Raw genomic sequence first — 20972 nt, forward strand, 5'->3', positions numbered from 1 at the left:
CAAAGGAAATTGATTTTTTTATAATGTTGACATAAATATCTCTTTGCAATTTAATAATTTTGCAAATCAATAATAACTAAATTTATTAACATGTTTGGAGATATCATGGGGATGATGGGTAAACTAAAAGAAACCCAACAAAAAATTGAAGAAACGAAAAAACGTTTGGATACCGTTTTAATTGATGAACAGAGCAACGACGGGCTTTTGAAGGCTACGCTGACAGCAAACAGAAAAGTAAAATCCATTACAATTGATGACAGTTTACTGGAAGACAAAGAACAATTGGAAGATTATTTGATTCTAGTTATGAACAAAGCCATCGAAAAAGCAACCAATGTAAATGAAGCAGAATTAGCTGCGGTTGCCAAAGACGGTATGCCGAACATTCCAGGAATGGACATGTTTAAATAAAAAAAAGCGGTTTTAAAAACCGCTTTTTTTTATTTCTTTTTATTTGATTTGTGTTTCAACACTTTTGCCTCGATATAAAAAATGGTTTCTTCGGCCATGTTTTTTGCATGGTCCCCCACTCTTTCCAATTTTTGGATAATCGATAAAAGGTACAATGCCTGCTCGATATTATCAGGCTGTTCCTTACAGTATTTCGCAATGACACCGTTTGCCTTTTTTTTGATTTTATCCAGTGTTTCATCCTGTTTAAAAATCTTTCGTGCCAATTTTGTATCTTCTTTCTCAAAAGCTTCCAAAACATTGGACATCATAAAAATAGATACTTCAAACATCTCTTTGACATTTGAAACCTCAAGAAGGTTTTTATCAAAATCTTCATCTATTTCCTTCACGAATTTTGCAATACCTGCAGCAATATCACCCGTACGTTCCAAATTGGAATTGATTTTTAATACAGCCAATACAAATCGCAAATCCATGGCAACCGGATTGAAAAGTGCGAAAACATTTTCACAGTCACGGTCCAGTTTCAATTCATAGGAATTAACTCTTTTCTCATTGGCAATTATTTCCCTTGCCAGATCATTATCCATTGAGAATAATGACTGTTGGGCTTTTTCAAGCTGCAGGTTCACCAACAGCCATAAATCAATTAATTCCTCTTTTAAATTCTGTATTTCGTTTTCTAACTGAGTCATCTGATTATTTTTTTATATAATTAAGGGACAGATACTATTTCGCTTAATTTAGCCGAAACGACCTGTAATATAATTTTGTGTTCTTTCTTTTTTTGGGTTTGTAAACAGGTTTTTTGTTTTATCGTATTCAATCAACTCTCCCATATAGAAAAACGCAGTATTGTCGCTTACACGCCCGGCCTGCTGCATGTTATGGGTAACGATAACAATGGTATAATTATTTTTCAATTCATAAATAAGTTCTTCTATTTTGGTAGTAGAGATGGGATCCAATGCAGATGTCGGCTCGTCCATCAGCAAAATAGAAGGCTGAATAGCCAAAGCGCGTGCAATACACAAACGCTGTTGCTGTCCTCCCGACAATTCAAATGCCGACTTATGTAATTTGTCTTTTACTTCTTCCCAAAGCGCTACCTGTTTAATTGACGTAATTACCCGTTCTTCAATCACTTTTTTATCGGTAATCCCATTTACCTTCAAACCGTAAGCAACATTCTCATAAATTGATTTCGGAAAGGGGTTCGGTTTTTGAAAAACCATACCTACATTCTTTCTCAAATCATCCACATTAGTATTTTTGGCGTAAATATTATGTCCGTCAATATAAATTTCACCGTTAAGATGCGTTTTATCAATCAAATCATTCATTCGGTTAAGCAAACGTAAATATGTCGATTTCCCGCATCCGGATGGCCCGATTAACGCGGTAACCGTATTCTCCTTCATCGATAACGTAATATCGTGCAAAGCCTGTGTTTCTCCGTAATAAAAATTTACGTTTTTAGATTCAATTTTATGCATGTTAATTCATTTTTACTTTTTTTCCGAAATACTTACGAAGCGCATTGGCCAGTAAATTGGAAACTAATACAATTATAATTAAAATCAGAGCTGTTCCGTAAGCCATAGCTCTTGAAGCTTCAATATTTGTTCCACTTGTTGATATAACGTATAAGTGATATGGCAGTGCCATCGCCTGATCGAAAATCGATGTTGGCAACTTGGGTAGAAAATAAGCTGCGACCGTAAATAAAATGGGCGCTGTTTCACCTGAAACTCTTCCTATTGAAAGAATCAAACCAGTCAAAATGTTCGGAAAAGCTATTGGTAAAACCACCCGGCTTGTCGTTTGCCATTTACTGGCCCCTAATGCTAAACTGGCATGCCTGAAAGTATCATCAACTGCTTTCAGGGATTCTTCAGTAGTTCGTATCACCACAGGCAGCACAAGCAATCCCAATGTTAAAGAACCAGCCAAAAGCGAATCACCAAATTCCAGTTTGTTCACGAATAATGCCATTCCAAACAAACCAAAAACAATAGAAGGAACTCCTGCAAGATTATTAGTCATTTGCTTAATGATCTTTTTCCCCCAGCCGTCCTTCACATATTCATTCATATAAATGGCAGCCAGAACCCCGACAGGAAACGCAAAAAGCATACTTCCCAAAACCAGGCAAAGCGTTCCGATAATTGCCGGATAAATTCCGCCCTGCGTCATTCCCTCTTTTGGCATTTCAGTAATAAATTCCCAACTGATAACGCTAAATCCTTTAATTACAATAAAAGCCAATATAATAAATAAAAGAGCTACAATCGAATAACTTATGAGCTGAAACAACCCGAAAGCTATACTTTGATTCCTTCTTTTAACTTTTGCCAATCGATTTTCTTTCTTCATTTTTTAGTGCTTTTTATGCGAATTTCTATGAGTTACCACTTCGACCAGCATATTAATACAAAAAGTGATAATGAATAAGATACAACCTAATGCGAACAATGCTTTATAGTGCATCCCTCCACTTGCCGCTTCTCCAAGTTCTGCTGCAATCGTAGCAGGTATTGTTCTAACCGGCGCTAACAGAGTATGCGGAATTACAGCGGCATTTCCGGTAACCATCAAAACCGCCATAGTTTCACCAATTGCACGCCCAATTCCAAGAATAGCTCCTGCAGTAATCCCGGACGCAGAATATGGTATAACAACTTTATAAATAGTTTGCCAGTGACTTGCCCCTAAAGCCAGACTTGCTTCTTTCATGGCACGCGGCGTGTTATTCATAGCATCTTCTGAAATCGTTATAATCGTCGGTAATGCCATAATTGCCAACACTATACTACCAGCCAGACCAGTTTCTCCCACAGGCAGATTAAAAACATCCTGCACCAAAGGAACAATTACAACCAAACCAAAGAATCCATAAACTACGGATGGTATTCCAGCCAACAATTCGATTAAAGGTTTAAGGAAGTTACGGGTACGTTTTCTGGCAATTTCACTTAAATAGATAGCGGCAGCCAAACCAATAGGCAAAGCAATCAATATTGCTCCGAAACTCACCCAAAGCGTACCTAAAATTAAAGGCTTAACCCCCATTTGAGCAACAGGATGCGCAGTTGGAAACCACTCTTCCCCTGATAAAAATTCTCGAACAGTTATCTTATTGATATCCAGTTCTCTCCCATGAAAGTTATTGGATTTGTATTTTTCCGAGAAAAATGCGATTACACCTGGTGTTTTAGACACATACTCATCTATCTTCTCAGGAAAATGTTCAAAGTTTTCACCTAACTCTTCTTCCGAATAAAACTCCGTAATATCTTCTGTGCGAAACGGAACAATTGGTTCATTCTTACCACCTAACGCCGACCAGTTTGTTATTTTTTTATCAAAAATATCCTTAATCTGAGCCGGTTCAAGTTTTTTAATTGTATTCGATGGATGAACCGCCAGTAAAAAGCCTTCCTCAATTGGTTTTTTATTAAAAACACCTACTCCTTCAATAAAAAGAAAAAACACTATCAAGACAACCGTGATACTTGTAGTAGCACTACTCAGCATCAGAATCGTTTCTATTACTTTTTCCTTTATTTGCTTAAAATTTGTTTTCAAATCTGTGATTTTATTTTCACCGCAAAAGTACACGAGGCAACCTTTAAGGATGTATTCTCTTTATTAACCTTGTGTTAAGTTAGTGTTAAGTAGGCACTTATAAATTTACTAATTTCTTTTTTGTTTACATAAAAAAAAGGCAACCTTAAAACAGATTGCCCTTTCCAAGTATAATAAAAACCTTTTCTTAGTTTAACGGAATATAACCTACTTCAGAAACCACCTTCTGACCTTCAGGTGATAAGGCATAATCTACAACCACTTTAACTTTTGCCGCATTTGCTTTATCAAACATGTAAAACAAAGGTCTTGCAATTGGATAACTTTTATCTTTAGCAGCCGCAATAGAAGGTGCTACAAATGTTTTACCCTGGTCATAAGAAACAGCAATATGTTTCACCTCTTTAGATTCGTAAGCCAACCCAACGTAGCCAATCGCACCTTTAGTCTGTCCAACCGCTTGTACAATAGCACCTGTAGCAGGCATACTTAAAACATCTGCTGCATAATTCTTTTTATCCATTACTTCTTCTTTAAAGAACTCATAAGTTCCTGAAGAAGACTCTCTTGAGTAAGTAACGATTTTCTCGTCTGCTCCACCAACCTCTTTCCAGTTTTTGATTTCTCCCGTATAGATTTTTTCAATTTGCTCGCGCGTTAACTGACCAACTTTATTCGCAGGGTTAACAATTACCGCCAATGCATCAAACGCGATAGTGACTTTTTCCACTTCTTTTTTACCTTCAGAAAATTTCAATTTCTCTTCTGTTTTTAAATCTCTGGAAGCCATTGCGATATCTGTAGTTCCCTCTAAAAGAGCAGTTATACCAACACCGGTACCTCCTCCAACTACAGTAACACTAACATCCTTGTTATTCTTCATCATTTCTTCAGATTCTTTTTGCGCTAAAGGCAAAACAGTATCACTACCTTTGATTGTTACGGCAGTCGCTGTTGAAGCCGTTTCAGTAGCCGTTGCTCCTTCTTCGTTTTTTCCTTTACCACAACTTAACATTCCAATTAAAGGCAACATTAAGAATAATGCTTTTTTTGTCATTTGTTTATCGTTTTAATTTTAATGCAAAAGTATTTGAGATATATTAACTTATTGTTAACCCTGCATTATTGAACTGTTATTTTTACTTTCTCTAATGTAGAGTTAATTTCTTAATTCTAATAAATTACATTTGATTTTTAATTATTTATTTACGTAAAAATCACTTTTTTATAAAAAGCATTGAAAGATTTTTAAACTCATCCGCAAACTCTAATTTTGTACAATAAAAAAGCGTTGATTTCTCAACGCTTTTTTATTTTTTAAAAATTAAACTGTGCCTGTAGACGCAACAAACTTCCTTTTTGATGATTGTCTCTCTTAGCTGCATCTTCATATATCCTGTCTGATATAGTATAATCTGCAACAAATTCGAAGTTTTTAAAAGGCTGCCATTCCACACCAATCTCTAGATCGTTAACTTTATAACTTCTGGCATCCAGCTCATGTTTTTTTCCACCTTCATACCAATGATACTTTACAAAAGGAAACAAAACGTGATTTTTAATTTTGGCATTGTACGTAATTTGTCCGTATGCTCCCTCAAGTTGCTTTTCTTCAATTGTATTGTTTACAGGGTTGTATTGAGGCCCTTTCCCAATATTTGCCTCACCTTGAAAACCAAAAGGCTTTGGATACCATACAAAGTGAACAGCTGCTCTTTGATCCGTAAATTCAGGATTACCATTTTCAATTAATGGAGCATTTGTACCTGTGGTAAGAGTATTCACAACATATTTACCATTGTAAGCCTGAATACCTGTTTCAAAAATCTGACCGTTGTCCAACACAACAGGATAAGTAAACCTTGCAACAATATGCTGGCTGGTGTTAGCTTCCGGACGGTTAGCAGTCTGACCATTAAACATACCAACACCAAAAACCCCATAATCTCCCGAACCTTTTAATCCGTCGTCTACTAATTTTTTAAACAATTGCCTTTTTTCTTTAGTAGCCCAATAAAAGAATATACCTAAGTCACGCTCATTTGCAACCGCACTATTCAAAGCATCTGCACGATCAAGAGCCAGACGATTTTGAGAAGACTGCAAGTTTTCAAAACCAAAAGGTATTTTACTTTGCCCTACTCTAATTCTGTATTCTTTATCTTTGTCTAAATTTAAGTCAAAATATGCATCTCTTATTTGAAAGAAATGCTTACCAGTTGGAGAAGCATCCGATGCAAAATCAGGTTGAATATATATATACAATCTCTCATGAACATCGCCGGAAAAAACAAGTCGTGCTCTTCTCAGAAAAAAGCTGTTTTTTCCTCCCCAAGATCTGTCGCACTGTTCACATCCCAAATCAGGATTTGTTTCTAACAACTTATTATATCTCACTTGTGCATATCCTCTCAGGGAAATTTTATCATACCATTTCTTTTCTTCCTTTTTAGGAGCAACTTCTTGAGGAGGAACTTCAGTTTTTGTTTCCACAGTCGGTTCTTGTGCCGAAGCCATTAATGATAATAACAGCAGAGACTGTAATAAAAATTTCTTCATTTTAATAAATAATTACCGTTGTTTAAATTCTGCGCAAACTTAAGGTTAAACATTGTTTCCAATATTAACTTAAGGTTATGTTTGCGGTAACTTACTGTAAAATCAAACAGTTTTTTTCATTAAAAAAACATAGCACTCCTCTAATAACAAGGGTTTCATCTTGAATCAAACGAAAAAGCATACTTTTTTTTTAAAATAACGAAACAAACTTAACTTTATAAGTTTTTACTTATTCAAAATAAAAAAATTATCTTGACTATAAAACCACAATTTCCTTTTATCAATAAGTTAGATCAAAAATCAAATCATTTAATTATAATCAACGGCTATAATACACCCACTAGCATATTTCCCACAAAAAAAGGGCAGCAAATATCATCGCCACCCTTTTCTTTATTGAACCTGAAAAACTATTCGTTTTCTTCAGTTGATTTCTTTTTAAAAATTGTAGTAAAATCTAGATTGTAAGTCAAAGCCAACTGATAAGTATGGTTATTTTCCTTATGAATCCCATCTCCTTTTTCAATGAACTGGTTCATATAACCGGTTTGGATATTACAATCTTTATTAAATCTCCAACCTAAAGCAAAGTACAAACGGTTCTGATCGAAAATGTTAGCCGTAACGTGTTTTCCGAAGTTTACAAAAATCTCATCGGAAGCAACAAAGAACAAAGTGTTATCCTTCATCTCCGGATTAGACAACGGAACCTGAACTCTGAAACGGTAACGGGCTCTTTGACGGAATCTCCAATCTTCCGCATTTGGATTAGCAGCCAGGTAAGCATCAGATGGTCTTGTATAATCAACACCATTTTCCTTAACTAAATTGGCTAACCATCTTTGCTCCAAACGAAAACGACTGTCATATTGGAAACGGCCGATATGTTCGTGATTAATGACAAACTGCTCCCAGATTCGCTGCTCGTTAAATGCATACTGATTGAATCTTGGAGTAGGTGTTTCTTTGGCTAATTCACCATACTCAAATGTTTCAACATAAGCCCAACCTGCCGTTACCATATAGGTTTTATTGATTTTGTAATCGACGCCAAATCGGACCAGGTTTTGCATTTGTTCTGAAAACCCCTCATTTCTTCTCCATTGTAATTCAGTATGAAGTCCCCACTTCTCCGAAAGCTTGTGATTTCCTGTATAAAAAATCCAGGCATTGTACTGATCTACTTTGGGATCGAAAGTTTGGGCAAAAGCCCCATTAGAAAAAGATAAAATCGTTAAAAATACGGTGATAAAAATTCTTTTCATTTTGTGTTGTCTTAATCTTTAGGCAAAACTAGTGCTATTTATCAATATTAAGTTAATGTTCGCATTCTGAAAACTTAAAATATCCGTTATCTTTTTAATTATCACTACTTTTGCAGCACAAATAAATTATAGTATCTGCATCTGATTTCCTTTTGCATTAAAACCGAAGTATACCATTAATAATGAATCTGTCTGAAATCCTATCTCCAAGTTGTTTCATATCCTTTAAAGCGGAAATAGGTTCGTATTCGTTGCCGGAACGGTTCACCTTTCCGTTTTATTATGAACCGCATCCGTTAAGCATTTTGGCAGCCAAGGAATTACAGAACTATCTCGAAAACCAAACGGATTGGGAACATAACTTCGGTTTGGATGAAAATCAGGAAGGATTGGTTATCGGAAAAATGTTTGGCGTGATGGTCGTTCGAAACCATCAAAATGAAATCGGTTACTTAGCGGCTTTTTCAGGAAAATTGGCTGATAAAAACAGTCATCCATTATTTGTCCCGCCAATTTACGATATGCTCGAAGAAGACAGTTTTTTCATCAAAGGGATTAAAGAACTCAATAAGATCAATGAGCGAATCGAAATCTTGGAAAACAATCCGGATTTCATTTCACTTACCAAAGAACTTCAAATCGAAACAAATTCGGCTGAACAGAAAATTGAAGATCAGAAAGTAAAAATGAGCGAGGCAAAAAAAGCCCGTAAACTGCTTCGAAAAAAAGCTCAGGAAGAAAATATGGATGCCGAATCATTGGAAACTTACATGAATGAATTAGTTCGTGAAAGTTTAAAAGACAAGTTTCTGATGAGAGAACTTACCAGCTATCTTGAGGAACGTCTCTCGGAAATAAAGAAAAAAATTACTGTTTATGCTGACGAAATCGCTTTCTTAAAAGAAGAACGCAAACAAAAATCGGCCAATTTGCAGCAACAACTTTTCGACCAGTATCATTTCCTTAATAATAAAGGTGAAACCAAAAGCCTTTGCAATATTTTTGAAGCAACGGCTTTACTTAAACCGCCTGCCGCTGCAGGAGAATGTGCTGCGCCAAAACTTCTGCAATATGCCTATCTGAATAATCTAGAGCCTATTGCCATGGCTGAATTCTGGTGGGGCGAATCACCTAAATCAGAAATACGCAAGCACGGTCAGTTCTATCCGGCATGTCGTGGAAAATGTGAACCAATCTTAGGTCATATGCTTGAAGGTCTTGAAGTGGATGAAAATCCGCTATTGGTGAATCCGGCGTTGGGTGTTCAGATTGAAACGATTTATGAAGACGATTATTTAGCTGTCATCAACAAACCAGCCGAATTCCTGTCGGTTCCCGGTATTAATATTCTGGATTCTGTTTACGAACGTATGAAACTGAAATACCCAGAAGCGACCGGTCCGTTAATCGTTCATCGCCTCGATATGGCAACTTCCGGATTATTGCTGATTGCGAAAGACAAAGACTCTCACAAACTTTTACAGGGACAATTTATAAAACGAACCGTTAAAAAAAGATATACAGCTTTGCTAAACGGAATCGTAACCGGAAACGAAGGCGAAATCGATCTACCTTTGCGAATCGATTTAGACGACCGTCCGCGACAATTAGTCTGCTACGAATACGGAAAACCGGCAAAAACAAAATGGAAAGTTGTTGAGAGGAACAACCAGCAAACCAGAGTACATTTCTGGCCAATCACAGGAAGAACACATCAATTAAGAATGCACGCTTCACACGCTTCCGGATTAAACTGTCCGATTGTTGGCGACGATTTGTATGGAAAAAAAGCCGATCGCCTTCACCTGCACGCCGAATGGATAGAATTCAAACATCCGGTATCAAGAGAAACGATGACTTTCGAAGTTGCTGCAGAATTTTAAAGCTCGATTTTCATTAAAGCTTCCAGCACATAATCATGCATTACCTGTTTGTAATCCAAATGAGTAACGATGCGTAATTTTCCTTTACCCATCGAGCTTATGAAAATATTCTTCTGTTTTAATTTTTCCATCAGCAATGCTTCATCAAACTGAGGCTTAACAGAAAAAATAAGAATATTGGTTTCGATTGGCTCCACAGTATCCACCCAGTACAATCGTTGTAATAAAGCACCGATTTCTTTCGCACGACGATGATCTTCTTCCAATCTACCTACATTATGTTGTAAAGCATACAATCCCGCGGCCGCCAAATAACCAATCTGACGCATTCCTCCACCTAATACTTTACGGATTCGCAATGCTCTGTGAATTGTTTCTTTGTCTCCCAAAAGCAAAGATCCCACAGGAGCTCCCATTCCTTTAGACAAACAAACGGATATTGTATCAAATAATTCACCGTATTGTTTCGGATGCTGGCGCTTGGCCACCAAAGCGTTCCATAAACGTGCACCATCCAAATGGTATTTCAGATTGTTATCGACACAAACCTGTTTAATCCTTTTTAGTTCCTCTATATCATAACAAGCTCCCCCTCCTTTATTGGTTGTATTTTCGATGCAAACCAAAGAGGTTTTAGGATTGTGGTAAAATTCAGGATCAGTGATATGTTCCTCAACCTGAAGGGATGTAATCATTCCGCGATTTCCATCAACCAGCGAACACGAAACGCCGCTGTTAAATGATGCTCCTCCTGCTTCATACAAATAAACATGGGCCCATTTATCACAAATCAGCTGATCTCCTGGCTGGGTATGCAGTTTAATTGCCGCTTGATTTGCCATGGTTCCCGATGGAAAAAACAATGCCGCCTCCATTCCGAACAAATCCGCTACCGTTTCTTCCAATTCCACTGCCGTAGGATCCTGACGGTAAACGTCATCGCCCACTTTGGCACGAAACATATACTGCAACATTTCCTGGGTTGGTTTGGTAACCGTATCGCTAACTAAATTAATTTCCATATTCTAAAAAGGAATGTCTATTTTTGCGGGATAAAACTACAATTTTTATGGTAAATACCGAACAGATTAAGGATATTATTGAGCGCCTTGGTGCGTTAAGGAGGTATCTTTGACGTCGACAAGAAACTTATCGAGATAGCCAACGAGGAAGAAAAAACCTTTGCTCCTGACTTTTGGAACAACGCCAAGGAAGCAGAAGTTATTGTCAGAAACCTGAGATCCAAGAAAAAATGGGTGGAAGATTATGAAAAAGCCAATAACTTAAGCGAAGAACTACAGTTAATTTATGAATTCTTCAAAGAAGGCGATGCTACCGAAGAAGAGCTTGATCAGCATTACCATACTACACTTTTACATATTGAAAATATTGAATTCAGGAATATGCTTTCAGATGAAGGCGATAACTTGAGTGCAGTACTTCAGATTACAGCCGGAGCCGGAGGAACAGAAAGTTGCGACTGGGCTTCGATGCTGATGCGTATGTACCTGATGTGGGGTGAAAAACAAGGCTATAAAATCAAGGAACTAAACTTCCAGGAAGGTGATGTGGCCGGAATTAAAACCGTTACACTGGAAATTGAAGGCGATTATTCCTTTGGATATTTAAAAGGTGAAAATGGCGTACACCGTTTGGTCCGCATTTCTCCTTTTGACAGTAACGGAAAACGTCACACTTCATTTGCATCCGTATACGTTTATCCTTTGGTGGATGATACCATCGAAATTGAAATCAGTCCTGCCGATATTGAAATCACTACTGCACGCTCAAGTGGTGCCGGTGGTCAGAACGTAAATAAGGTAGAAACAAAAGTTCAGTTGGTTCACAAGCCTACTGGAATTCAGATCCAGTGTTCGGAAACACGTTCACAGCATGATAACCGTCAGCGTGCGATGCAGATGTTACGTTCTCAGTTATATGAAATCGAACTAAAAAAGAAAATGGCGCAACGTGCTGATATCGAAGCCGGAAAGATGAAAATCGAATGGGGTTCACAAATCCGAAACTACGTGATGCACCCGTATAAATTGGTTAAAGATGTACGTACCAGCTACGAAACCAGCGACGTAGACGGCGTTATGAATGGGGACCTCGATGAATTCCTGAAAGCCTATCTGATGATGATGGGACAGAAGGAAGAATAAACCCAAAAGTAAAAAATCCCTTAATTAAGGGATTTTTTACTTTATATCAAGATTCACAACCATGAGGTCACGGGTTCAACTCCCGTCTTTGCTACAAGAACAAATTACCTTAGAATCAGCGGATTAGTACACACTAATCCGCTTTTTTTATGTCTACATTTTCGCTAAAAGTATTTACTTGCTAAGAAATAAGTGCAGAACTGTTCTTCTACCAATGCCATGTATCTTTCCTTGTGTTCATCAGGCAGAAATAAATTGTCAATCCATTCATTGTACGGCAATGCCTTTATTTGTTTTTTCGGTTAGCCCCAAACCAATACCACTTTCAAAATGCTCCACTTCTCTCTTTCATTCCGGCTCGCAACATGTCTATTTTTATCCAGAAGTCTCTGTTGGTTTCTTTAGGTTTTGGACGATGTCTTCAATAAGAACAGTGAACATAAAGAAACTCCATAAGCAAAAGAGGCAAGTATTATCACCGTCATAAAACCTGCTTCTATGGCAATTAAAGCTGCCAGGGAAGCACTGATTACAGACATGCATCCGTTAACACCCCAGGCCCATGGGACATTTTTTTCTTCAATGTGCGACAGTAATTTCAAACCTATGGGAAAAGGGAAACCCATTATAAAAGAGGGGATTATGACCAAAGTTATCAATACTGATATTCTTTGAAAAGCAGCCAGTCCTAAAATATTTTCAAGCAATGAAGGAAGAAAAAATGAATAAAGTAATAGCAGCGAGACGATCATTAAAAGGATAAACTTTAAAGTATGACGGTTTATAGGGTAATATGATGAAACCAAACTACCGATTCCCGAACCTAACATCATAATTCCTATAACCAAAGTGGCAGCATATACGGGATTGCCCAGAAACAATATGAATTTTTGCATAAAAACAATTTCGAGAAACATATATCCGATACCAATGCAACTGAAATATAAAAATGTCCAATTCCTGCTTTTGCCCTTCCACCCAATTTTGAAAAGAGGTAAAATAATAAGCACTATTGCAAGTAGCGAAATCTGAACAACAGTCAGTAATAATATAATAAATCCCAGTTCTATAAACGGAACAGAATCCGATCCAAACAGTGCGGAAAGTTTGGGTAAACTTTTTAAGCGAAGAAACTGTGAAAAATAAGGTTTGTTGTCCGTTGCGGGTTGCAGTTGAAAATCATATTCTGTGTAAAATTCTTCTCTCTTTGCCTTATCCGATAAAATTTGATCAATGAATTTAAAATAGGTAGGGTCGCTCATGCCATTGTATTTAGTACGCTCATCTTTGGAAATGTCAGGGAGCAGAACCGGATCAAAATAATAACGGTCGCAAAATTTTCTAATCCTACCAGTTTCAATTTCTGTCAGTGAAGATTTTTTTAAAATAAAAGTAATGGTTCCCCAATTTCTAACAGCAGCTAAATGCATTTCAGGATTGGCAATTTTGATTTCATCCATCACTTCGGCAATTGTTGATGCAATTTTCAAAGGGTTCCTGAAAGGATAATCCATCCATGCTGTTATACATACCATTCCGTCATTATCAAGCAAATTCCACATCTGCAAAAAAGCTTCCTTGGTCAGAATATATTCTTCCCGTGTGGCATGCAAGCCGGATGTCCCACCGAAGTCACCAATAATCGGAAACTGAATAAGATTGTATTTGTTTTTTGTGAAAGTCAAAAATGTGCGTGGTTCAATGGTATGCAGGTGTACGGCAGTATTATAAAATAGAGAATCATTATCTGAAGCAAGTTCATGCGTTAAAAGATCAGAGATTGCCGAGTGAGGTTCAACAGCATCGATGAAAGAGGCATTCCTCCTGAGTGCATGAGAAACAAACATACCTGTGCCTGAATGAAGTGTCAACACATTATTTATTTTCTTCAATTCATAAGGAAGAGCGCTGGTAGTATAATCAAGAAGATGAAAAGTATCTTTTACACTCCATGAAATTAACGGACCATACCAGTCGCCATTATTAAAGACTGCCTTTTTAACCGGGACTTCCCCGGTAAAGGAAAGACTTAATCCGGGTGCATAACGTAAAGCATCTGCGGATACCACCTGAACCAATCCATAAGGACTGGCTTTTTCCAATGAAATAGTTGCATTCGGGAGATTGAGTGTGCGGCTCAGGCTTTTGTATTCAGATGCGACAAGGGTGACGGGATAAAAAATCCTAAACGAACATATCGCGGTTGCTGTCGCTGCAAAAACAATCATCAGTTTGTGAATATCCTTTGTAAATAAAATTATTCCTGCAGCTATTGCTATCATTGAAACAACAGCCGGTAATGAAGCCGGAACAAAATACCATGCAAGCAGGGCTGCAATAACTGCCCCAATACCCGATCCGAGAAGATTGGAAAAATAATACTTTCCTATTTGAGAAACATTACCTATAAAAATAATTCCAAGTGCTAATGCACCGCAGAAAAAGGGAAGAAAATACAACAGGTAATTAATTACCAGAGCAAACCATTGCTTGCGTTCCACGAATAAAAGATAGGAGTCAAACCGCACCATGTCACTATTGCCAACCCATAATGGTAAAAGCATTAGTACCCCGCTGAGAATCATAAGAAATGGCAGTAATGTTTTACTTTGACGAAGCAGTACATCACGTTTTAACGAAAGAAAAGTGCCTGAAGCACCAAATCCCAGTAATGCTATAGAAATAACCATGTATGCATAATGATGCCATTGTGTGAACGACAGCACTTGTATGATGGCAATCTGGTATGCAATCAGAGCGATCGACAGCAACCCCGTGGCTGCAAGAAGGCGACTGGGATAGTTGAACATTTCTTTCATTTATTTTCTTGTAAAAGGGACAAACCGCACAGGCATCTTTGCCGATGTCCGGATCTTTCCTTTGGACTTTTCTATTAACATGAGTTCCTGAACCATAAAAGGCGACCCTACCGGAATAATCATTTTCCCGCCTTCTTTAAGCTGTTCAATTAATGATGGAGGAACATGTTCTGCAGCAGCTGTAACAACAATGGCATCATAAGGAGCATGTTCTTTCCAGCCATAATATCCGTCAGCGGTTTTAACATGCACATTTTTATAGTTCAAATTGGCAAGACGGCTGGCCGCCTGTTTGCTCAATTCATCAACAATCTCAATGGTGTAAACTTCACTTACAATTTCAGACAGTACTGCTGCCTGATAGCCTGATCCCGTACCAATTTCAAGTACGCGGTGAACAGGTTTCGGATTTATTATTTCGGTCATATAAGCAACTATGTATGGTTGCGATATGGTTTGACCATAGCCGATAGGTAACGGACCGTCTCCATAAGCATCCGAAACTTTATCAGATGGAACAAAGCGATGGCGTGGTACTTTTCGCATTGCATCAAGCACTGCAGCATTTTTTACACCCCTGCTTTGTATCTGATTCTTCACCATTTCTACACGTTTCTTTGAAAAGTTGTCTGTCTGGGTCGAAAACAACGCTCCTATTAATAATAAAAATAATGCAGATTTCATGATTATGAGATTTAAATAATAATCAAATCAAAAATTGCTCTCTATCAAAGTTAGTGATTTCAGGAATAAATTCAGGGTCAACCATACTTAAATAACTACCTGTATTTAAGTTTTTTAAATAAAAACATATTACCTTAAACATGCTAAAGTAAAGCCTAAACAAGAAATAGAAAACCTCAAGAAGACATGTGATGGAAACTAATCTGTCCCTCTGAACTGGAACCGGAACTGTGTCAGGACCCGTATTAAGTATTTTGTCCAATATCCATTCAATAGTTCGGTTTTGATTAGAAACCTTTTTATGGATATAATAATTCAGGTTACAGTCTCGACTTCTTGTTGTTTAGGAAAAGGCAAATCCAATTCAACATCTAGCTGATCTTTCACGTGCAAGATATTCTTTACCAGTTCAGCAAAGTCATATACTTTTCACATCTTGCCAACTGATAACCTCTCAAAGTTTTACTTTTCAAACACAACTGTTTCCGCAGTAGCACCCAGGTTGAACAAATGTTCTTTAATGTTTTTTACAAATTCATCAGGACCACACAAATAAAAATGTTGCCCGAAGTCACCAATGTTTTCAATAAGGAAATTACGGTCTATTCTGCGTCCGGTGAATCCAATAACATTTTCGCGCGTAAATATTCTTATAAAATCATTTTTAAGCATGAATTGAAACTCCCCTTCCATGATTACATCAGAAGATGTTTTATTGGAGTAAATTAAACTGTTGCCCCTCAGTTGTCCTTTTATATAAAGGTCCCGAAATATGGAAACAAACGGAGTTATGCCGGCTCCTGCTGCAATAAAAACTCCAGGACCCTTATACTGGATTGCACCAAAAACATCATGAAGAATCAGTTCTGCTCCTGCATTCATACGCCCCAGCATATTTGTTACTCCTTCATGATCAGTGTAAATCTTTATCATAAATTCAAGATAGTTTTGCTCCCTTAAACAAGTAAAAGTAAATGGCCGCAATTTCTTTTCCCATCCCGGAATGTTAAGAGAAACATCGGTTGCCTGTCCCGGAATAAAATCATAACCCGCAGGCTTTTCAACAACAAAACGCTTAACATCATGGGTAATGAAATGCGCCTCTATTATTTTAACGATATACTTATTCATTTTGCACGTATTATATTACTTATAAATTTACCAAATTCATGAGTATAATATTCCAACTTGTTCAATAATTTATTGAATCTCACGAACCCTGTAACGATTAGCACAATACCTGAAGTTAGGGTTAATTACTTAATCTAAATTGATATTTCACATTTACTCTATTTTAAACTGTCACAAATGAGTTTGACCTATACTATATTAGAGTATGTCTGAAAAGAAAAGGTTACACTTAGGGTTATGATTTTATATCAGTCAGAAGAATTGAACCAAAAAGAGAAATATAAAGGCATAAAAAAATCCCTCAAGTGAGGGATTTTATCGTAAACATTGAAATGAAGTTATTTATTAGAAAACAAACATTGCTCGTTCGCTCATCATGTCATAAACCTCTTCACCGATTTGCTCTAAAACTTCTTCGTTGGTGTGGTTCATGATAACTCTGTCAATCATGTCAACAATTGTTTCCATATCCGATTCAACCAAACCACGAGTTGTGATTGCCGGGGTTCCCACACGGATTCCTGAAGTCACGAAAGGAGATTTATCATCAAACGGAACCATATTTTTGTTAACCGTAATATCCGCTTTTACCAAAGCATTTTCAGCTTCTTTTCCTGAAATATTTTTATTTCTCAAATCGATCAACATCATGTGATTGTCAGTTCCGCCGGAAATGATATTGTAGCCTCTTTTTACAAAAGCTTCCGCCATTGCTTTGGCATTTTTCTGAACCTGCATTGCATAACGGAAAAACTCATCTGTTAATGCTTCACCGAAAGCAACTGCTTTAGCAGCAATAATATGTTCTAACGGACCACCCTGATTTCCGGGGAAAACCGACATATCCAATATGTGCGACATCATTCTGATTTCGCCTTTCGGAGTCGTTAAGCCCCATGGATTCTCGAAATCTTTACCCATCATGATCATTCCGCCTCTTGGTCCACGTAATGTTTTATGAGTTGTTGTAGTAACGATATGACAATGAGGAATCGGATCGTTCATCAATCCTTTAGCAATTAAACCTGCAGGGTGTGCAATGTCAGCCATTAAGATAGCCCCAACAGAATCAGCGATTTCACGGAAACGTTTGAAATCCATGTCACGGGAATAAGCCGAAGCACCCGCGATGATTAATTTAGGTTGTTCTTTGGTAGCGATTTCCTGAATGATATCATAGTTCAAACGACCGGTCTCTTTCTCTACTCCGTAAAAAGTAGTCTGGTATAATTTACCTGAAAAGTTTACTGGAGAACCATGTGTCAGGTGACCACCGTGAGATAAATCGAAACCTAAAATTTTATCTCCAGGCTTCAAACACGCTGCAAGAACAGCTGAATTTGCCTGTGAACCGGAATGTGGCTGTACATTAACATACTCAGCTCCAAATAAAGCCTTTGCTCTGTCGATGGCAATTTGCTCGATAACATCCACTACCTCACATCCACCATAATATCTTTTTCCAGGATAGCCTTCTGCATATTTATTAGTTAGTACCGAACCAGCTGCTTCCATTACTTGGTCGCTCACAAAGTTCTCAGATGCAATAAGTTCCAATCCGTGGATTTGTCTGTCTTGTTCTTCAAGAATTAAGTCGAAAATTTGTTCGTCGCGTTGCATTTTTCAATTATTTTGTTAAATGGAGTTCAAAAATACGAAAAGTGTTTGGTAAAATCACAATACAAAGTATATTTGATGTATCAAAATATGAACATACAAAAAACACAATATCATGGCAATTACAGCAAACGATCCCAATAGAAAATCATGGTTACATGTACCTGAAAACAGTGATTTTCCTATTCAGAATATTCCTTTCGGTGTTTTTATCACTAAAGAAGATGTAGTTACCATCGGAACCCGAATTGGTGATTTTGCCATTGACATGGGCGCTTTACAACAACTAGGGTACTTTGAAGGTATTGATTTGACAGACGATATGTTCATGCAGGACACGCTGAACGACTTTATCGGAGATGGTAAAAAAACCTGGAGACAGGTACGTAACCGTCTTGCAGATATTTTTGATGAAACCAATGCAACTTTAAGAGATAACAAAGCACACCGTGATGTGGCTATTTTCAATATTGATGATGTAGAAATGCAATTACCGGTTCATATCGGTGATTATACCGATTTCTATTCAAGTAAAGAACACGCTACCAATGTGGGTAAAATGTTCCGTGATCCGGAAAATGCTTTATTGCCGAACTGGCTGCACATCCCTGTTGGTTACCACGGAAGAAGTTCTACAATCGTTCCATCCGGAATTCCAGTTCACCGACCAATGGGACAAACATTGCCAAATGGTGAAACACAACCCGTATTTGGTCCTTCCCGTTTAGTGGATTTCGAATTGGAAACTGCTTTTATTACAACGGATGCTAATATTATGGGTGAAAACATTCCCGTAACTGAAGCGGAAGATTATATTTTCGGAATGGTTTTATTGAACGACTGGAGTGCGCGTGATATCCAAAAATGGGAGTATATACCACTTGGACCATTCTTAGCTAAAAACTTTGCATCATCCATTTCTCCTTGGATTGTAACATTGGATGCATTGGAGCCGTTCAGAACTGCTTCTCCTAAGCAGGAACCGAAACCGCTTCCTTATTTGCAGCAACCCGGTGATCATGCTTTCGACATTAATCTTGAAGTATCCATTGCTCCTGAGGACAGTGAGGAAACCTTAGTATGTAAATCCAATTTCAAATACATGTATTGGACGATGAGTCAACAATTGGCGCATCATACCATTAACGGTTGCAGAATTAACTCGGGTGACATGATGGGTTCCGGTACTATTTCCGGATCGACCGAAGACAGCTTTGGGTCTATGTTGGAATTAACCTGGGGCGGAAAAAATCCGCTAAAAATGAAAGACGGTTCCGAGCGTAAATTCATTAATGACGGTGATACCGTTATCATGCGTGGTTTCTGCCAGAATCATAATGTACGCATTGGATTCGGAGAAGTTGCCAGCAAATTACTGCCACCGATTACAACGAAATAATAAAAATCACAAAACTCCGAAATTCAACCTTCGGAGTTTTTTTATGCTTTTCCATTAAATCCGGCTTAGCCCCGATGGAAACGGCATCCTTTTTGTCTCGTTTTTTTTAAAACGAGACAAAAAGATATAGTGTACAGCGGGATTAGCTCACAAAAAATTATATTTTTGTCAAAATTCTATGTTTTATGAATAAAATTTATACTCTACTTATTTTATTGCTTTTCGCATTTTCATGTGGCGTTAAAAGCACTCAAAGTATGCTGAGTGATGGTGATTATGATCGTGCCATCAACCGTGCATTCGAAGCTTTGCGAACCAATAAAAATGCCAAAGGAAAACAGGATTATGTTTATCTGATGGAAGAAGCTTTTGCTAAGGCGAAACAACGTGATTTAGCCGATATCGAAATGTTGGCTAAGGACGCCAATCCTGCAAATTTGGAAAAAATCCACAATTTATATCTTGGATTAAACAACCGTCAGGAAAAAATCCGACCGTTATTGCCTTTATATTTAATTGATGCACATCGAAATGCAGCTTTCGATTTCGATAACTATTCGGACCAGATTATCAGCAGTAAAAATGCTTTGTCAAAATATCTTTATGACAACTCAAAATTAATGTTGGAGTCAAATGACAAGATGAGCTGCCGTAAAGCTTATGAGGATTTCGTTTACCTGGAAAGCATTAACCCAGGATACAAAGACGTAAAAAAATTAACCGATGATGCTAAGTTTAAAGGAACTGATTTCGTGAATGTTTTCACTAAAAACGAGACCAATATGGTTATTCCTTCTCAATTGCAAAACGACTTATTGGATTTCAGCACATTCGGATTAAACGACAAGTGGACCGTTTACCACAGTAACCGTCAGAAAGGAATTCATTATGATTATGGATTGATTGTAAACTTCCGTCAGATTAACATTTCTCCGGAACAGATCAAAGAGAAAGAATTCATAAAGGAAAAGCAGATTAAAGACGGAACCAAGACATTGGTTGATGCTAATGGAAATGTTGTAAAAGACAGTTTAGGCCACCCGATAAAAGTAGACAACTTCAAGACAATCCGTGTAAATATTTACGAATTCAAGCAGTTTAAAGCTTGTCAGGTTGCAGCTAAAGTTGATTACATCGATTTCAAAACCAACCAGCTTATTGAAACGTTTCCGTTAGCAAGCGAGTTCATGTTCGAACATATTTATGCTAATTACAATGGCGACAAGCGAGCTTGCGATGAGAGTTACCTACCTTATTTCGATTTGAGGGCGGTACCTTTCCCAAGTAACGAAAAAATGGTTTACGATTCTGGTGAAGACTTGAAAGGGAAACTGAAGAATATCATAACCCGCAATAAATTCAGGAAATAATTTAACCTTACTATTTAAAAAACACTTTCGATTTGAGAGTGTTTTTTTTATTCGTTTTTTTAAAAAAATAAGTTT

The 20972-nt window shown here is 37.4% G+C and carries 17 protein-coding genes; 5 read left to right on the forward strand and 12 right to left on the reverse strand.

Annotation, left to right across the window (positions count from 1 at the left end; genetic code table 11):
- Positions 1-90: 90 nt before the first annotated feature.
- The gene (locus FEDK69T_RS14055) at positions 91-414 is read left to right on the forward strand and encodes a YbaB/EbfC family nucleoid-associated protein (protein ID WP_023574845.1); all 324 of its coding nucleotides are present in this window, start codon (positions 91-93) and stop codon (positions 412-414) included.
- A 29-nt stretch (positions 415-443) separates the two neighbouring features.
- On the opposite strand, the gene phoU is transcribed toward FEDK69T_RS14055, so the two are convergent.
- The 7 genes from phoU to FEDK69T_RS14090 all read right to left on the reverse strand — a co-directional run bounded on the left by phoU (position 444) and on the right by FEDK69T_RS14090 (position 7829).
- Complete coding sequence (gene phoU / locus FEDK69T_RS14060; RefSeq protein ID WP_023574846.1) at positions 444-1112, reverse strand: phosphate signaling complex protein PhoU; 669 nt, start codon at positions 1110-1112, stop codon at positions 444-446.
- Between the two features lie 48 nt (positions 1113-1160).
- On the reverse strand, positions 1161-1913 hold the full coding sequence (gene pstB / locus FEDK69T_RS14065; protein WP_023574847.1) for a phosphate ABC transporter ATP-binding protein PstB: 753 nt from the start codon (positions 1911-1913) through the stop codon (positions 1161-1163).
- Position 1914: 1 nt separating this feature from the next.
- Positions 1915-2793 (reverse strand): phosphate ABC transporter permease PstA, encoded by an 879-nt coding sequence (pstA, locus tag FEDK69T_RS14070; protein WP_023574848.1) that lies wholly within the window; start codon positions 2791-2793, stop codon positions 1915-1917.
- A 3-nt stretch (positions 2794-2796) separates the two neighbouring features.
- Complete coding sequence (gene pstC, locus FEDK69T_RS14075; protein ID WP_023574849.1) at positions 2797-4005, reverse strand: phosphate ABC transporter permease subunit PstC; 1209 nt, start codon at positions 4003-4005, stop codon at positions 2797-2799.
- Between the two features lie 187 nt (positions 4006-4192).
- Positions 4193-5062 (reverse strand): PstS family phosphate ABC transporter substrate-binding protein, encoded by an 870-nt coding sequence (locus FEDK69T_RS14080; RefSeq protein ID WP_023574850.1) that lies wholly within the window; start codon positions 5060-5062, stop codon positions 4193-4195.
- A gap of 260 nt (positions 5063-5322) precedes the next feature.
- A complete protein-coding gene (locus FEDK69T_RS14085; protein ID WP_023574851.1) occupies positions 5323-6564 on the reverse strand; it encodes a porin in 1242 nt (413 codons plus the stop codon).
- A gap of 410 nt (positions 6565-6974) precedes the next feature.
- Complete coding sequence (locus tag FEDK69T_RS14090; protein ID WP_023574852.1) at positions 6975-7829, reverse strand: DUF2490 domain-containing protein; 855 nt, start codon at positions 7827-7829, stop codon at positions 6975-6977.
- Positions 7830-8011: 182 nt separating this feature from the next.
- Between FEDK69T_RS14090 and FEDK69T_RS14095 the strand changes: the two genes are divergently transcribed.
- Positions 8012-9712: an RluA family pseudouridine synthase gene (locus tag FEDK69T_RS14095; RefSeq protein WP_023574853.1), complete on the forward strand. Its 1701-nt coding sequence runs from the start codon at positions 8012-8014 to the stop codon at positions 9710-9712.
- Here FEDK69T_RS14095 and FEDK69T_RS14100 read toward each other — a convergent pair.
- On the reverse strand, positions 9709-10734 hold the full coding sequence (locus FEDK69T_RS14100; RefSeq protein ID WP_023574854.1) for a threonine aldolase family protein: 1026 nt from the start codon (positions 10732-10734) through the stop codon (positions 9709-9711). The two genes, FEDK69T_RS14095 and FEDK69T_RS14100, sit on opposite strands and share 4 nt — an antisense overlap.
- 47 nt (positions 10735-10781) lie before the next feature.
- Between FEDK69T_RS14100 and prfB the strand changes: the two genes are divergently transcribed.
- Positions 10782-11877, forward strand: a protein-coding gene (gene prfB, locus FEDK69T_RS14105; protein ID WP_117612556.1) for a peptide chain release factor 2 whose coding sequence is annotated in 2 segments (ribosomal slippage) — positions 10782-10844 and positions 10846-11877 — 1095 coding nt in all. Because the reading frame shifts where the segments join, the coding sequence is not laid out codon by codon here.
- 401 nt (positions 11878-12278) lie between these two features.
- On the opposite strand, the gene FEDK69T_RS14110 is transcribed toward prfB, so the two are convergent.
- From FEDK69T_RS14110 to glyA, 4 genes are all read right to left on the reverse strand, one after another.
- Positions 12279-14687 carry a spermidine synthase-like protein gene (locus FEDK69T_RS14110; protein ID WP_131494755.1) on the reverse strand — a complete coding sequence of 803 codons (2409 nt, stop codon included), beginning with the start codon at positions 14685-14687 and terminating at the stop codon, positions 12279-12281.
- A 9-nt stretch (positions 14688-14696) separates the two neighbouring features.
- Complete coding sequence (locus tag FEDK69T_RS14115) at positions 14697-15380, reverse strand: protein-L-isoaspartate(D-aspartate) O-methyltransferase (RefSeq protein WP_023574858.1); 684 nt, start codon at positions 15378-15380, stop codon at positions 14697-14699.
- 462 nt (positions 15381-15842) lie between these two features.
- Positions 15843-16511 carry an FAD-binding oxidoreductase gene (locus FEDK69T_RS14120; RefSeq protein WP_023574860.1) on the reverse strand — a complete coding sequence of 223 codons (669 nt, stop codon included), beginning with the start codon at positions 16509-16511 and terminating at the stop codon, positions 15843-15845.
- Positions 16512-16856: 345 nt separating this feature from the next.
- Positions 16857-18131 carry a serine hydroxymethyltransferase gene (gene glyA / locus FEDK69T_RS14125; protein WP_023574861.1) on the reverse strand — a complete coding sequence of 425 codons (1275 nt, stop codon included), beginning with the start codon at positions 18129-18131 and terminating at the stop codon, positions 16857-16859.
- 112 nt (positions 18132-18243) lie between these two features.
- Between glyA and fahA the strand changes: the two genes are divergently transcribed.
- Both fahA and FEDK69T_RS14135 read left to right on the forward strand, forming a co-directional pair.
- Positions 18244-19527 carry a fumarylacetoacetase gene (gene fahA / locus FEDK69T_RS14130; protein WP_023574862.1) on the forward strand — a complete coding sequence of 428 codons (1284 nt, stop codon included), beginning with the start codon at positions 18244-18246 and terminating at the stop codon, positions 19525-19527.
- A gap of 185 nt (positions 19528-19712) precedes the next feature.
- Positions 19713-20897 (forward strand): hypothetical protein, encoded by a 1185-nt coding sequence (locus FEDK69T_RS14135; RefSeq protein WP_023574863.1) that lies wholly within the window; start codon positions 19713-19715, stop codon positions 20895-20897.
- The last annotated feature ends 75 nt before the right edge of the window (positions 20898-20972 follow it).

It is taken from the genome of Flavobacterium enshiense DK69, from assembly GCF_000498495.1.
Taxonomy (GTDB): Bacteria; Bacteroidota; Bacteroidia; order Flavobacteriales; family Flavobacteriaceae; genus Flavobacterium; species Flavobacterium enshiense.

Coding starts and splice junctions, on each gene's coding strand:
- FEDK69T_RS14085 (WP_023574851.1), bottom strand. CDS start 6,564: ATGAAGAAATTTTTATTACAGTCTCTGCTGTTATTATCATTAATGGCT.
- glyA (WP_023574861.1), bottom strand. CDS start 18,131: ATGCAACGCGACGAACAAATTTTCGACTTAATTCTTGAAGAACAAGAC.
- FEDK69T_RS14110 (WP_131494755.1), bottom strand. CDS start 14,687: ATGTTCAACTATCCCAGTCGCCTTCTTGCAGCCACGGGGTTGCTGTCG.
- FEDK69T_RS14100 (WP_023574854.1), bottom strand. CDS start 10,734: ATGGAAATTAATTTAGTTAGCGATACGGTTACCAAACCAACCCAGGAA.
- FEDK69T_RS14095 (WP_023574853.1), top strand. CDS start 8,012: ATGAATCTGTCTGAAATCCTATCTCCAAGTTGTTTCATATCCTTTAAA.
- pstB (WP_023574847.1), bottom strand. CDS start 1,913: ATGCATAAAATTGAATCTAAAAACGTAAATTTTTATTACGGAGAAACA.
- FEDK69T_RS14135 (WP_023574863.1), top strand. CDS start 19,713: ATGAATAAAATTTATACTCTACTTATTTTATTGCTTTTCGCATTTTCA.
- FEDK69T_RS14120 (WP_023574860.1), bottom strand. CDS start 16,511: ATGAATAAGTATATCGTTAAAATAATAGAGGCGCATTTCATTACCCAT.
- pstA (WP_023574848.1), bottom strand. CDS start 2,793: ATGAAGAAAGAAAATCGATTGGCAAAAGTTAAAAGAAGGAATCAAAGT.
- FEDK69T_RS14090 (WP_023574852.1), bottom strand. CDS start 7,829: ATGAAAAGAATTTTTATCACCGTATTTTTAACGATTTTATCTTTTTCT.
- FEDK69T_RS14115 (WP_023574858.1), bottom strand. CDS start 15,380: ATGAAATCTGCATTATTTTTATTATTAATAGGAGCGTTGTTTTCGACC.
- FEDK69T_RS14055 (WP_023574845.1), top strand. CDS start 91: ATGTTTGGAGATATCATGGGGATGATGGGTAAACTAAAAGAAACCCAA.
- fahA (WP_023574862.1), top strand. CDS start 18,244: ATGGCAATTACAGCAAACGATCCCAATAGAAAATCATGGTTACATGTA.
- FEDK69T_RS14080 (WP_023574850.1), bottom strand. CDS start 5,062: ATGACAAAAAAAGCATTATTCTTAATGTTGCCTTTAATTGGAATGTTA.
- phoU (WP_023574846.1), bottom strand. CDS start 1,112: ATGACTCAGTTAGAAAACGAAATACAGAATTTAAAAGAGGAATTAATT.